13 protein-coding genes and 1 pseudogene are annotated in these 13,660 nt (G+C 69.7%); 8 read left to right on the top strand and 6 right to left on the bottom strand.

What is annotated here, in order from left to right:
* Positions 1-63: 63 nt before the first annotated feature.
* The 6 genes from LF262_RS05840 (at position 64) to LF262_RS05865 (ending at position 6,438) form a co-directional block, all read left to right on the top strand.
* Positions 64-318: a DUF6458 family protein gene (locus LF262_RS05840; protein WP_235779357.1), complete on the top strand. Its 255-nt coding sequence runs from the start codon at positions 64-66 to the stop codon at positions 316-318.
* 213 nt (positions 319-531) lie between these two features.
* Entirely contained in the window at positions 532-1,323 is a 792-nt protein-coding gene (locus LF262_RS05845) for a DeoR/GlpR family DNA-binding transcription regulator (RefSeq protein WP_235779664.1), read from the top strand.
* Entirely contained in the window at positions 1,320-2,282 is a 963-nt protein-coding gene (locus LF262_RS05850; protein ID WP_235779358.1) for a 1-phosphofructokinase family hexose kinase, read from the top strand. Before LF262_RS05845 ends, LF262_RS05850 begins: the two co-directional genes overlap by 4 nt.
* Before the next feature lie 13 nt (positions 2,283-2,295).
* Complete coding sequence (locus LF262_RS05855) at positions 2,296-4,335, top strand: PTS fructose transporter subunit IIABC (protein ID WP_235779359.1); 2,040 nt, start codon at positions 2,296-2,298, stop codon at positions 4,333-4,335.
* A 26-nt stretch (positions 4,336-4,361) separates the two neighbouring features.
* The gene (locus LF262_RS05860; protein WP_235779360.1) at positions 4,362-6,074 is read left to right on the top strand and encodes a phosphoenolpyruvate--protein phosphotransferase; all 1,713 of its coding nucleotides are present in this window, start codon (positions 4,362-4,364) and stop codon (positions 6,072-6,074) included.
* 85 nt (positions 6,075-6,159) lie between these two features.
* On the top strand, positions 6,160-6,438 hold the full coding sequence (locus tag LF262_RS05865; RefSeq protein WP_235779361.1) for an HPr family phosphocarrier protein: 279 nt from the start codon (positions 6,160-6,162) through the stop codon (positions 6,436-6,438).
* Between the two features lie 91 nt (positions 6,439-6,529).
* On the opposite strand, the pseudogene LF262_RS05870 reads toward LF262_RS05865, so the two are convergent.
* A pseudogene (locus tag LF262_RS05870) lies at positions 6,530-6,929 on the bottom strand (arsenate reductase ArsC).
* A 310-nt stretch (positions 6,930-7,239) separates the two neighbouring features.
* Here LF262_RS05870 and LF262_RS05875 point away from each other — a divergent pair.
* Positions 7,240-8,910, top strand: a complete 1,671-nt coding sequence (locus tag LF262_RS05875) for an MFS transporter (RefSeq protein WP_235779362.1) — start codon at positions 7,240-7,242, stop codon at positions 8,908-8,910.
* A 22-nt stretch (positions 8,911-8,932) separates the two neighbouring features.
* Here LF262_RS05875 and LF262_RS05880 read toward each other — a convergent pair whose 3' ends face one another.
* The 5 genes from LF262_RS05880 to LF262_RS05900 are packed head-to-tail and all read right to left on the bottom strand — an operon-like array spanning position 8,933 to position 12,558.
* Positions 8,933-9,592 carry a pentapeptide repeat-containing protein gene (locus LF262_RS05880; protein WP_235779363.1) on the bottom strand — a complete coding sequence of 220 codons (660 nt, stop codon included), beginning with the start codon at positions 9,590-9,592 and terminating at the stop codon, positions 8,933-8,935.
* Positions 9,593-9,614: 22 nt separating this feature from the next.
* The gene (locus LF262_RS05885; RefSeq protein ID WP_235779364.1) at positions 9,615-10,376 is read right to left on the bottom strand and encodes an ABC transporter permease; all 762 of its coding nucleotides are present in this window, start codon (positions 10,374-10,376) and stop codon (positions 9,615-9,617) included.
* On the bottom strand, positions 10,373-11,173 hold the full coding sequence (locus LF262_RS05890; RefSeq protein ID WP_235779365.1) for an ABC transporter ATP-binding protein: 801 nt from the start codon (positions 11,171-11,173) through the stop codon (positions 10,373-10,375). The genes LF262_RS05885 and LF262_RS05890 overlap by 4 nt, the downstream gene beginning before the upstream one ends.
* 60 nt (positions 11,174-11,233) lie before the next feature.
* Positions 11,234-12,025 (bottom strand): DUF4097 family beta strand repeat-containing protein, encoded by a 792-nt coding sequence (locus LF262_RS05895; protein WP_235779366.1) that lies wholly within the window; start codon positions 12,023-12,025, stop codon positions 11,234-11,236.
* Positions 12,025-12,558 (bottom strand): histidine kinase, encoded by a 534-nt coding sequence (locus LF262_RS05900; protein WP_235779367.1) that lies wholly within the window; start codon positions 12,556-12,558, stop codon positions 12,025-12,027. Before LF262_RS05900 ends, LF262_RS05895 begins: the two co-directional genes overlap by 1 nt.
* A gap of 65 nt (positions 12,559-12,623) precedes the next feature.
* On the opposite strand from LF262_RS05900, the gene LF262_RS05905 reads away from it, so the two are divergent.
* Positions 12,624-13,631: a D-2-hydroxyacid dehydrogenase family protein gene (locus tag LF262_RS05905; RefSeq protein WP_235779368.1), complete on the top strand. Its 1,008-nt coding sequence runs from the start codon at positions 12,624-12,626 to the stop codon at positions 13,629-13,631.
* Positions 13,632-13,660: the final 29 nt, after the last annotated feature.

Raw genomic sequence — 13,660 nt, forward strand, 5'->3', positions numbered from 1 at the left:
ACCCCGCGGACCTGCGGGCGCCTAAGCGCTGCCACAGCACCGCAGCGACGGAAGGAGCTCATCATGGGCATCGGTGCATCCATCTTCCTCATTGCCGTCGGCGCGATCCTGGCATTCGCGATCACGCCCGGCCTCATCCCGTACGTCGACCAGACCCTCGTGGGCTACATCCTCATCGGCGTGGGCGTTCTGGGCCTGATCATCTCGCTGGTGATGATGCTGAGCAGCGGCCCGCGGCGGCGTGTGTCCGAAGCGCGCCAGGTCGTCGACCCCGATACCGGCGAAAGGATCACGCGGCGCGACACCCGCGAGGTCTAGCCTCTCCAGCCGCGCGGGACGCCGCGCACACTCACAGAGATCGGCCCTGCGGAGCACATGCTCCGCAGGGCCGATCTTCGTTTGTGTGGAATCTCTTGACTTCCAAACAGAAACAAAGCTAAAGTCAATCAATCCCACATTGATGTGATGTGGACCACGGGATGGGCTGGCGGCCTTCGGGCCGCACGGAGCAGAGAGGCGCCGAGCATGTCGATGTTCGCCGAGGAACGCCAGCGGCTCGTCGCCGACCGCGTAGCCGAGGCTGGCCGGGTCAGCGTCACTGAGCTCGCCGAGCGGTTCTCCGTCACCACCGAGACCGTCCGGCGGGATCTCGCGACGCTGGAGTCCGCGGGTGTGCTCCGACGCGTCCACGGCGGGGCCGTCCCAGCCGAGCGCGGCGCCACCTCCGAGGCGAGCCTGCTCGAACGGCAGATCCAGAACCTCCTCGAGAAGCGCGCGATCGCCGAAGCCGCCGCAGGCCTCGTGGCATCGTCTCGCGCGGGCAGCATCCTCCTCGACGCGGGCAGCTCGACCGAAGCGCTCGCCGAGGGGCTCATGAACACGCGGACGGATGGCCAGAGTCTCGTCGTGGTGACCAATGCCCTCCCCATTGCAGACAAGCTCGCCGCAGACCCGAGCCTGAACGTCCAGCTTCTCGGGGGGCGGATCCGTCCCCTCACCCGCGCTGCTGTTGGGCCGGCGACGGTCGACGCCGTCGAGCGCCTCCGTCCGGACCTCGCGTTCGTCGGGGCGAACGGCCTCCACTCGACGTTCGGGCTCAGCACGCCGGACACCGAGGAGGCTGCGGTCAAGGCGGCCTTCGTCCGGTGCGCGCGCCGTGTGGTGGCGCTCGTGGACCACAGCAAGTTCGGCGTGGAGACCCTCGTACGGTTTGCCCGCCTCGACCAGCTGGACGCGATCGTGACAGACCGCGCCCCCGAGGGCGACGTCGCCGAGGCACTCGCCGAGGCCGGAGTGGAAGTTGTGGAGGCAGGCCGACCATGATCGTGACCCTCACCGCGAACCCCAGCCTCGACCGGACGGTCGAGCTCGGCGGCCCGCTCGAGCGCGGCGAAGTGCAGCGGGCCGTCTCAGTACGGCAGGAATCTGGCGGCAAGGGCGTCAACGTTGCCCGTGCCCTGCAGGCCTCCGGCCTCGAGACCCTGGCCGTCCTCCCCGGCGATGCCGGCGACCCAGTCCTCTCCGGGCTCGCATCGACCGGGGTGCCGTTCGCAGCGCTGCCGATCGGAGCACCGCTGCGCTCCAACGTGGCCCTCACAGAACCTGACGGGGTCACCACCAAGGTCAACGAGCCGGGCCCCGTGCTCTCGGACGAGCTGCAGGAGGCACTCCTGAGCCTGCTCGTGGACCGCGCACGGGATGCCACGTGGGTGGTCCTCGCCGGCTCACTTCCTCCCGGGGTCCCCGAGGACTTCTACGCCACGGCAGCGCACCGTCTGCGCGCTTCCGCCAACGGAGCCGCGCCGCGCATTGCCGTGGACTCCTCTGGGACGCCGCTCGCGGCCTCGTTGAAGGGCAAGCCGGAGCTGCTCAAGCCCAACGCGGACGAGCTCGCGGAGCTCGCTGCAATGGCCGGCCTGCACGACGCCGGCACACCGGCAGAGCTCGAGGGCTCGCCCGCCCGCGCGGCCAAGGCGGCGCGCGCCCTCGTAGACGCGGGCATCGGCGCGGTGCTCGCAACGCTCGGCTCCCAGGGCGCCGTCCTGGTGACCGCGGAGGGCGCCTGGCATGCCACGCACTCCCCCATCCGAGCCGTCAGCACCGTCGGTGCGGGCGACTCCTCCCTGGCCGGGTTCCTCCTGGCCGAATCGACCGGGGCGGACGATGAGGGCCGCCTTCGCCAGGCGGTGGCACACGGTGCCGCCGCCGCGTCCCTGCCCGGATCCACCGTCCCCGCAGCGCACCAGACCACTCCCTCCGCCGTGACCGTCACGGCCCTGTAGAGAAGGAACGACCATGACCGAACTCATCGCCCCCGAACTCGTGGAGCTCGACGCGTCGCTCGGCTCCACTCCCTCGGACGTGATCCGGCACCTCGCCGGGCGTGTGGCAGGAGCAGGCCGCGCCACCGAGGTGGAGGGCCTGTTCGCGGACGCCTATGCCCGCGAGCAGAAGACCGCCACCGGAGTCCCCGGCGGGATTGCGATCCCACACTGCCGGTCGACTGCCGTGACGGTGCCGTCACTCGCGATGGCCCGCCTGTCCGAGCCCGTGGACTTCGGCGCCAAGGACGGCCCCGCGGACCTCGTCTTCTTCATCGCAGCACCCGAGGGCGCGGACCAGGAGCACCTCAAGCTCCTGGCCAAGCTGGCACGGAGCCTCATCAAGAAGGACTTCACGGCGGCCCTCCGCGCCGCCCAGTCCCGCCAGGACATCGTCGCACTCGTCAATGACGCCCTGGGGCTGGGGCCCGCCGGTGCGAGCCCCGCGCAGGCCACCACGGCGGCGACCGGCGACCTCGCGCCGTCGTCCGTCAAGCGCATCGTTGCCGTCACCGCCTGCCCCACCGGCATCGCACACACCTATATGGCCGCCGACTCGCTCGTGGCCGCGGGCAAGGAGAAGGGGATCGACGTGCAAGTCGAGACCCAGGGTTCGGCTGGTTCGACGCCGCTGCCCCGCTCCGTGATCGAGGCCGCGGACGCCGTGGTCTTCGCGGTGGATGTGGATGTTCGCGACAAGGAGCGCTTCGCGGGGAAGCCGTACGTGCAGTCCCCCGTCAAGCGTGGGATCGACGAGCCGGGGGTCATGCTGGACGAGGCGCTCGCCGTCGCCGCCGACCCGAACGGGCGGCGGATCGCGCGGGGTGCTGCGGGTGCCTCGTCGGCGTCCGGTACTGGCTCTGCCTCCGACGGCCGGGAGTCGGGCGGGGCGAAGCTCAAGCGCGCTCTGCTCACAGGCGTCAGCTACATGATCCCGTTCGTGGCTGGCGGAGGCCTGCTGATCGCGCTGGGGTTCCTGCTCGGCGGATTCGACATCACGAAGTATGCGGACACCATTGTCCTGAAGAACAACCTGTTCACCCTGCCGACGGAGTTCGGCCCGCAGGCGATCGGCCCCCTGGGTGCCTATCTCGGAGCGGTGCTGTTCAAGATCGGCGCGCTCTCCATGGGCTTCCTCGTCCCGGCACTCGCGGGCTACATCGGCTACGCGCTCGCTGACCGGCCGGGCATCGCCCCCGGATTCGTGGCGGGTGCCGTGGCCGGGTTCATGGGCGCCGGCTTCCTCGGCGGCATCGTGGGCGGCCTGCTCGCCGGCTACACGGCGCACTGGCTCGCGACCCTCCCGGCACCGCGATGGCTCCGCGGCCTCATGCCCGTGGCCATCATCCCGCTCATCGCATCCATCATCGCCTCCGGCCTGATGTTCGTGGTGCTCGGTGGACCGATCGCGTTCGTCACCAAGGCGCTCAACGACTGGCTGACCGGCATGAGCGGCGCCACTGCCGTGATCCTCGGCGTCATCCTGGGCCTCATGATGTGCTTCGACCTCGGCGGCCCCGTCAACAAAGTCGCCTACGCGTTCGCCGTCGCAGGCCTGAGCGCCGCAAGCGCCGACAACACCGCGCCCTACCACATCATGGCCGCGGTCATGGCCGCCGGTATGGTTCCGCCGCTTGCCATGGCGCTCGCCACCGTGCTCGACCACAAGAACTTCAACGCGACCGAGCACGAGAACGGCAAGGCCGCGTGGCTGCTCGGTGCCTCCTTTATCTCCGAGGGCGCTATCCCGTTCGCCGCGGCGGACCCGCTTCGCGTCATCCCGGCATCGATGCTGGGCGGGGCCCTGACCGGTGCACTGACGATGGCCTTCAACGTCTCCTCGAAGGCCCCGCACGGTGGAATCTTCGTCTTCTTCGCCATCGACAACTTCCTCCTCTGGTTCGTCTCGATCGCTGCGGGCGTGGTGGTCTCGGCTCTGGCCGTGATCGGCCTCAAGCGCTACGTTGGCAAGAAGGCCCCGGAGGCCGTCGAGCCCGTCCCCGTCGCCGTGTGAGCGGTAGAGAGTTCGAGGAACGTCAAATGGAGCAATTTCACGGTGTCGGGGTGACTCCGGGGCGGGTTGTGGGGCGGGTGCGGCAGATGCCGACGCCGATCCGGGAGCCAGAGCCCGGTGCCGGGCTGTCCTCGGGGGCGAGCGTCGAGGAGGAGACGGCGCGCATCCGCGCGGCCTCCAAGTCGGTCCAGGCAGCCCTCAAGGGGCGTGCGGCCGCCACGACCGGCGACGCGAAGGGCGTCCTCGAGGCGACAGCTCTCATGGCAGCGGACCCCATGCTCGTCAAGGGTGCGATCAAGCTCCTGGACGCCTCGGCGGACGGCGGGGCCCGCTCCGCCGAGCGGGCCGTGTGGGAGTCCGGCGCCGCGGTCGCGGAGAAGCTGAAGTCCCTCGGCGGATACATGGCGGAGCGCTCGACTGACGTCCTCGACGTGCGCGCGAGGATCGTCGCCGAACTCCGAGGCCTGCCCGCCCCCGGCATCCCGGAATCGGACGAACCGTTCGTCCTGGCCGGCGAGGACCTCGCGCCCGCGGACACCGCCACGCTGGACCCCACCAAGGTGGTCGCGCTCATCACCTCAGCGGGCGGGCCGCAGTCGCACACCGCGATCCTCGCCCGAGCCCTGGGCCTCCCTGCCGTCGTCGCCGCCGAAGGGGTCGACCGGATCCCTGAGGGGATGCCGGTCTTTGTCGACGGCGCCGCCGGGACGGTCCTCACCGATCCCGGCGAGGCCGAGTCCGAGGCCGCGGTTGCCTGGGCTCGGCAAGCGGCCGCCCTCGCCCTGTTCACGGGCAGCAACGTCCTCGCCGACGGACATGAGCTCCCGCTTCTGGCAAACGTCGCCACCGGCAAGGATGCGGCGAAGGCCGCAGCCGCGGGTGCCGAGGGCGTAGGGCTCCTGCGCACCGAGTTCTGTTTCCTCGACCGCGACACCGAACCGAGCATCGAGGAGCAGGTCGCGGCCTACGGGGCCGTGTTCGAGCACTTCCCCGGCAAGAAGGTCGTCATCCGGACCCTCGATGCCGGCGCGGACAAGCCGCTTCCGTTCCTCACGAACGCCGAGGAGCCGAACCCTGCCCTCGGTGTGCGCGGCTACCGCACGGAGTGGACGAGCCCCGGAGTCCTGGGCAGGCAGCTCGAGGCCATCGCGGCGGCCGCGAGCGAGCACGAAGCCGAGGTCTGGGTCATGGCCCCGATGATCGCCACGACCGACGAGGCCGAGCACTTCACCCGTCTGGCCCGGGAGGCCGGGCTGCGCACCGCCGGGGTCATGGTCGAGGTGCCCTCCGCCGCGCTCACGGCCAGCCACATCCTCGCCCACGCCGACTTCGCCTCCTTGGGCACCAACGACCTCACGCAGTATGCGATGGCGGCGGACCGCATGCTCGGCCCCCTCGCCCACCTCAACAACCCGTGGCAGCCCGCCGTCCTCGGGCTGGTCAAGGCCACGTGCGACGGCGCCGCTGTCGCCACCTCCGCGACCGGCACCTCGAAGCCGGTCGGAGTATGCGGTGAGGCAGCCGCGGACCCTGCGCTCGCCGTCGTGCTCGCGGGGCTCGGCGTCACGAGCCTGTCCATGACCCCCCGTTCCCTCGCCGCGGTCAACGCGGTCCTGAAGACCGTGACGTTGGCCAAGGCACAGGAACTCGCCGCCCTCGCCCTTGGGGCCCCCACCGCCCAGACTGCCCGCGACACGGTCCGGGAGCACCTGCCCGTCCTGGACGATCTCGGCCTCTAGACATCTTTGACCCCTCGGGCGGCGCGACCGCCCTCACCTGTACGCTTCCCCCACAAGCACGACCCCCGACCAGCAAGGAGCAACCATGGCAGAACGCACCGCCACGATCGGGTCCCGCGTGGGCCTCCACGCGCGTCCCGCAGCGATCTTCGCCGAGGCAGCCGGCGAAGCCGGCGTCGAAGTCACGATCGCGAAGGTCGGCGAGCCCGCCGACGAGGCCATGGACGCCTCGAGCATCCTGTCCCTTATGAGTCTGGGTGCGGAGTTCGGGGAGCAGGTCGTGCTGCGCGCGGAGGGCCCGGGCGCCGAGGAGGCACTCGAGAAGCTTGCCACCGTCCTCGAGACCGACCACGACGCCGAGTAGTCAGGGCAGCGTGATTCCTCTCGGGGCATAGCACTGGGGCGCTCCGGGTGTACACCACACCCGGCGCGCCCCATCCGCGTCCCGGCCAGCGTCAGGCCCCGTCGGGCAGGAGCTCGGCGATAAGACCTCGGATGCGACGCTTGATGTCGTCGCGGATGGGCCACTCCCTTTCCTGCAGGATCCTCGAGCTCCCAGTCCTCGTACCGCTTGCCGGGGAACACCGGGCACGTGTCGCCACACCCCATAGTGATCACCACATCCGAATCCTTCACCACCTCGGTGGTGAGAATCTTGGGCTTCTCCGCGCGGATGTCGATGCCCTCCTCGAGCATCGCCTCCACAGCGGCGGGGTTGACTCGGTCCGTGGGCTCGGACCCGGCGGAACGGACCTCGATGCGGCCGCCGGAGAGGTAGCTGAGGTAGGCGGCGGCCATCTGGGAGCGCCCGGCGTTGTGCACGCAGACGAAAAGGACCGAGGGCTGAGAAGTCATGGGGGCAAGCTTTACTCCGAATCCTGTTCTCATCACTCCTCGAAGGTAACAAATCGATAACGATCCCACCCCGGCCTACCCCCGCGGTCGGAGAACGGGCTGCGCTGGGGCCGCGGGCGGCGTCGCGCCCTGCTGCATCCGCCTGAGGGCGGCGATCGGCGGCCGCCGGCTGTCGACCCCGATCACGCCCTGCCCCGGGCAGAAGGAGTTACCAGGATGTGATTCACAGCATGCCAATATCCGATGCTCGACTCTCAGATCGTCCGGGGACGGACTAAGCTTGACTGCCATGCCACGAGACCAGCGTCAGATGACCGAACCACAGCGCTCTCGGCGTGTGGTGTTCCGGAAGCGCAGACTGAGGGTCGACGACGTCAACGTTGTGGACCAGCCGATGCTCAAGAGGGCCATCGGGGGAACCATTGTGGGCAACACGATGGAGTGGTTCGATGTGGGCGTCTTCGGATACCTCATCACCACGATGGGACCGGTGTTCCTGCCCGAGGCCGACCGCACGGTGCAGACCCTCTTCCTGCTCGGCACATTCGCCGCGACCTTCATCGCACGGCCCGCCGGCGGCGTGTTCTTCGGCTGGCTCGGAGACAAGATCGGCCGGCAGCGTGTGCTCGCCATGACGCTCATCCTCATGGCCGCCTCCACGTTCGCCCTCGGCCTCCTGCCCGGCTACGCCCAGATCGGCATCTGGGCGGCGATCCTCCTCGTCGCGATCAAGCTCCTCCAAGGCTTCTCGACCGGCGGCGAGTACGCCGGTGCCACCACGTTCGTGAGCGAGTACGCGGCCGACAAGCGCCGTGGGTTCCTCGCGAGCTTCCTCGACATGGGCTCCTACCTCGGATTCGCACTCGGCGCGGCCATCGTCTCAGCGCTCCAGCTCACGCTCGGCCAGGCGGCCATGGAGGCGTACGGCTGGCGCATCCCGTTCCTGATTGCCGGTCCGCTCGGCGCGATCGCCATCTGGTTCCGCCTCCGCATCGAGGAGAGCCCCACGTTCAAGGCCGCGCTGGAGGCGCAGGAGACCGCCGCGCACGAGCTCTCCAAGAACGACGAGGCCGCCGCGAAGGGCCCGCTCGGGATTGTGCGCGCGTACTGGCGCGAGATCATCGTGGCCATGGTGCTCGTGGCCGCCGCGAACACGGTGGGTTACGCGCTCACCTCCTACATGCCCACGTATCTCACGGAGTCCAAGGGCTACGACGCCGTCCACGGCACACTCCTGACCATCCCCGTCCTCGTGGTCATGAGCCTGTGCATCCCGCTCACGGGCAAGCTCTCGGACAGGATTGGGCGCCGCCCGGTGCTGTGGATCGGGGCCGTGAGCACGATCGTCCTGTCCATCCCTGCGTTCCTGCTCATCGGCGTGGGCTCGGTCGCGACGACGCTGGCGGGCCTCGCGCTCATCGCGTTCCCGGTGACGTTCTACGTTGCGAACCTCGCCTCGGCGCTGCCGGCCCAGTTCCCGACCGCGAGCCGCTACGGCGCCATGGGCATCGCCTACAACTTCGCGGTGGCGATCTTCGGGGGCACGACTCCGTTCATCATCGACGCACTCATCCAGTCCACGGGCAACGACATGATGCCCGCGTACTACCTCATGGCCACCTCCACAGTGGGCGCAGTGGCGATCTGGTTCCTGCACGAATCGGCGCAGCGCCCGCTCCCGGGCTCCCTGCCGAGCGTGGACTCGATGGCCGAGGCGCGCGAGGTCGTTGCGACACAGGAGGAGGACCCGCGGATCGACCTGACGCACATGCCGCTCGCCGAGGTACCGGTGGCTGTGGCTGACGACGGCGTGGCGATGCAACTGCCGCTCGACCACCCCGCAGCGCTCGAGGCTGCCGAGGCCGAGGGTGTGGACCTGGAGGCGACTGCCCTGGAAGCGCAGGTCTCCGGCGAGGCGCCCGTGGCCTCCGGCCCGATCTCGGGGCAGCTGCCGGTTGTGGCTGAAGCAGCCGCGCGCTGAGCCCCGCAGACCATCGCGCGGATCAGTCCCGCACCTCAATCCCGAGCCGCTCGGCCATGAGCTCCGCGAGCTCCACGGCCTGAAGGCTGCCCAGGATCGCGCCACGGAGCCCGTCGACACCGGAGATCCGGTGGAGGCGGGCTTCGCGCAGGTCTACATGGGTGAGGGTGGCTCCGGTGACGTCAAGGGCGTCGATCTGGGTGCCCTCAAAGGCCAGGCGCGTCGCCCTGGCCCCGGCGAGGTCGAGCTCCTCGATGACACAGTCCACGAACTTCACGTCCGTGGCCTTCGCCCCGCGGAGGTTGACGTACCCGAGCTTGCAGCCTGCCAGGAGCACGCCGGAGAGCTCGGAATCGTACAGCTCTGCGGAGCCGATGCGGGAGGCCTCGATCTCGACCCCGCGCCATCGGCTCCGCGGGGCAGGCAGGCTTGGCGCGGTGAGCCGCTCCACGCGGCAGTCCAGGAACGATGCCGCGCGGAGGTCGGCGTCGTGCGCGGCCACGTCGAGGAAGGCGCACTCGGCGAAGGTCGAGGAGGCGAGCTCGCGCCCGGTGAGGTCAACGCCATCGAACGCGAGGCCCTCGGTACGGCGTCCGGGCCCGATGTCGCCGGCGAAGCCCGCCTCCATCCCCGTCAGGACAAGGGGATCGAGGCGGGGCGCGGTCGGGTCTCGGCGAGGCATGCTACCGAGGGTATCGGCTGGGCTAGGCAATCTTGCGGCGGTAGGCGGCCATCGCGAAGACGTACGCGACCATGAGGATCCCGGCGCACCAGGCCAGGGCAACCCAGATGCCGGAGCCGACCGGCTGGCCGGTGAACAGGTCCCGGATGGCGTTGACAATCGACGTGACCGGCTGGTTCTCGGCGAACCACCTCACCGGGCGAGGCATCGTGTCTGTGGGCACGAACGCCGAGCTGACGAACGGCAGGAAGATGAGCGGGTACGAGAACGCGCTCGCGCCATCCACAGACTTGGCTGTCAGGCCGGGAATGACGGCAAGCCACGTCAGCGCGAGCGTGACCAGGGTCAGGATCCCGGCCACGCCGAGCCACGCGAACACACTGGCCCCCGTGCGGAACCCCATGACAACGGCCACGAGCACCACCACGACGAGCGAGACCAGGTTCGCGACGACTGAGGTGAGCACGTGCGCCCACAGGACCGAGGAGCGGGCGATCGGCATCGATTGGAAACGCTCGAAGATGCCGGTCTTGAGGTCCAGGAACAGCCGGTACGCCGTGTAGGAGATGCCCGAGGCGATGGTGATGAGCAGGATGCCGGGCAGCAGGTACTGCACGTACGAGTCCGACCCGGACTTGATCGCGCCGCCAAGCACGTAGACGAACAGCAGCATGAGCGCGATCGGCGTGAGGACTGTGGTGATGATCGTGTCGAGGCTGCGCGCGATGTGGCGCAGGGACCGGCCCGTTAGGACGGCGGTGTCGCCGAAGAAGTGCGTGGTCATGGGAGTTCCTTGGGTGAGCTGTGGTGCCCCGCCGGGTCGGCGGTGAGCGCGAGGAACACGTCCTCGAGGGTCGGCTGCTTCTCGATGTACTCGACCTTGGCGGGCGGGAGGAGCCGCTTGAGCTCATCGAGGGTGCCGTTGACGATGATGCGGCCTTCGTGCAGGATCGCGATCCTGTCCGCGAGCTGCTCGGCCTCATCGAGGTACTGCGTGGTGAGCAGCACGGTGGTACCCCGGCCGGCGAGTTCCCTGACGGCCGCCCAGACCTCGAGGCGCGCCTCCGGGTCAAGCCCGGATGTGGGCTCGTCGAGGAAGATGACCGGGGGATGGCCGATCAGGCTCATCGCGATGTCGAGACGACGACGCATACCGCCCGAGTACGTCGCGACCTTGCGGGAGCCGGCGTCCGTGAGGGAGAAGCGCGCGAGGAGGCCGTCCGCGATACCGCCCGGGTCCGCGAGGTGCCGGAGTCGGGCCACGAGCACGAGGTTCTCGCGGCCGGTGAGAACCTCGTCGACGGCCGCGAACTGCCCCGTGAGGCTGATGGACTCGCGCACCCGAGCCGCCTGTGCGGGGACCTGGAAGCCATTGACCGAGACGGTCCCGCCATCGGCCGCCAGGAGGGTGGACAGGATGTTCACGACCGTGGTCTTTCCGGCCCCGTTGGAACCGAGCAGGGCGAAGATGCTGCCCCGCGCCACGTCGAAGTCGACGCCGCGCAGCACCTCGAGCTTCTTGTACGACTTGGCCAGGCCCCGGACGCTGATGGCCGGTGCGGCAATGGTTGGTGTTGGCATGACGATACTCCTCTCTGAAGTACGTCGATGGCACAGGAAGTGACGGACGACGGCGCGCGGTCAGGCGCGCCGGATGGTCACCGACCCGTAGCTGGAGCGGGCGGTGACCTCGAGCCGCTGGATGGCCTCGGGGGGCGTGTCCGAGCGGGTGAGTTCGTTGCGGATGCGGCCATAGCTCGTGGAGACATCGAGCCGGGCGGCCGTTCCCTCAGCGATGCCGACGATAAGGTCGGAGTAGGTGGAGGTCAGGTTCAGGCTGCCCGAGACGGCCTCGCGGACCCTGACGCTCCCGTAGGGGCACGTGACTTGGGCGGCACCGGCAACGCGGCCGAGGGACACCTCGCCCGTCCCGCACTTGATCTGCACGGTGCCGGCCAGGTCCTCGACCCTGACGGCTCCGGTCGACGCCGCGAGGGTGCCGTCCACGCGCACGCGGCCCGCCTCGACGTCCCCCGCGGAGCTCTTGAGGTCCAGCGAGGCGCCATCCTCGATGCGGACGGTTCCGGCGCGGGTCTTGGCGACGACGCGTCCGAGCTGCCCGGAGGTGATGATGTCGCCGTAGGCCAGCACGGCCTCGAGGTCCGAGCCAGCGGGCAGGTCCACCGTGACCACGACGGATCCGAGCCGGCCGAGGACGCCAAGGACGCGCTGCTTCGGGGCGCTGATCCGGAGCCGGCCGTCCGCGAAGCTGACGGCCGTCCCCGCCGCTGCCTCCTCGTCCGCCTTCCGGCCGGCGCGGGCGGGTGCGACGTCCACCGCGGTGGTGGGCCTCACCGAGCCCCGGACGATCACGTCTCCGTAGGCGACTTCCAGGACGGCGCGGACGGGCTCTGGCGTTGTGAACTCGTCCATCAGTACACCCACCCTTCGAGGCGGGCACCACTGCGGCCCTCGGGCACGCCGGGGTCGATCTGGAGAGGCTGCGGGGGCGCCGGGCGGAGCGCGGCGGAGAGCGTGCGTACCAAGAACGTGTTGACCGACAGGCCCTCGCGCTCCGCGGCAGCCTCGATCTGCGCCTTGAGGGACTCCGGCGGACGGAAGCTGATGCGGGCGGTGCCGGTCTCGGCGGGTGGCTCCCGCTCGGCGTCGTCCTTCGTGATACTCAATGGCGCCTCTTTGGCGTCATCCTCGGCAATCGGAGCCGGCGCGGGTGTCACCACGAAGTCAACGTCCCTCCCGCGCAGCCGCATTTCCGCGGAACCGGGCGCGAGCTCAAGGGTCAGCTCTTGCATGGCCTCGGACAGCGCGTCCTGGAGGACCAGTCTCGCCGAGGCCTGCAGGGGAGCCGCGAGCCGGTCCGCGAGCTCAACCATGTCCTTCCCCCCGAGTGCGGCGGTGTCGGCGAGCTGCCGAGAGAGTGCCATCAGGTGCACATCGAGGTTCATGACTTCATGATGACGCCATAATGGCATCATCGTCAAGATCCCCGCGATAGATCTAGGCTGGGCCTATGACTTCCGCCGCAGGGACCCAAGGACTGAGGATCGCGGTCCTCGACGACTACCAGGGCGTGGCCCACGAGTTCGCCGACTGGTCTCGTCTCGAGGCGGCGGGCGCCGAGGTGAAGGCCTTCCGCAATCATCTCGGGCAGGACGACGACGCCGTGGTTGACGCGCTGGCCCCGTTCGACGTGGTCGTTGCCATGCGCGAGCGCACACCGCTGACCGCGGCACGGATCGAGCGGCTGCCGAACCTGAAGCTCATCGTCTCGACGGGCCGCCGCAATGCCTCGATCAACCTCAAGACCACCGCAGCCCGCGGGATCCCCGTCTGCGGGACCGGCTACCTCCCCTCCCCCGCGGCCGAGCACACGTGGGCCCTCATCCACGCCGCCACCAGGCACCTCGACGCAGAGCTGGGCGGCGGCGGCTCCGGCTGGACGCACGACGGCGGGTGGCAGACTACCGTGGGACGCGGCCTCGAGGGACGCCGGCTGGGCCTCCTCGGACTCGGCAACCTGGGCAGCCGCGCAGCCCGGGTGGGCCTCGCGTTCGGGATGGACGTCGTCGCGTGGAGCCAGAATCTCACTGACGAGCACGCGGCCGAGGTGGGGGTGCAGCGCGTCGAGAAGGAGGAGCTGTTCGCGACGGCGGACATCCTCTCGATCCATCTCGTCCTCTCCAAGCGCAGCCGTGGCCTCGTGGGCGCCCCCGAGCTGGCACTGATGAAGCCGGACGCGATCCTCGTCAACACCTCTCGGGGACCGATCATCGATGAGGCGACCCTCGTGGAGGCGCTCAACGCCGGTCAGATCGGCTGCGCGGCGCTCGACGTGTATGACGTCGAGCCGCTCGCTGCCGACCACCCGCTCCGCACCGCGCCTAGGACGGTCCTGACGCCGCACATCGGCTACGTCACCTACGAGCAGTACGAGGTGTTCTACCGGGACGCGGTCGAGGACATCGAAGCATGGGCCGCCGGGAACCCGGTGCGGATCATGGAGCTCCCGCCCAAGTAGAGGGAAAACGGCAGGGCCGCGGCCCGACG

The organism is Sinomonas notoginsengisoli, assembly GCF_021554725.1.
GTDB lineage: Bacteria > Actinomycetota > Actinomycetes > Actinomycetales > Micrococcaceae > Sinomonas > Sinomonas notoginsengisoli.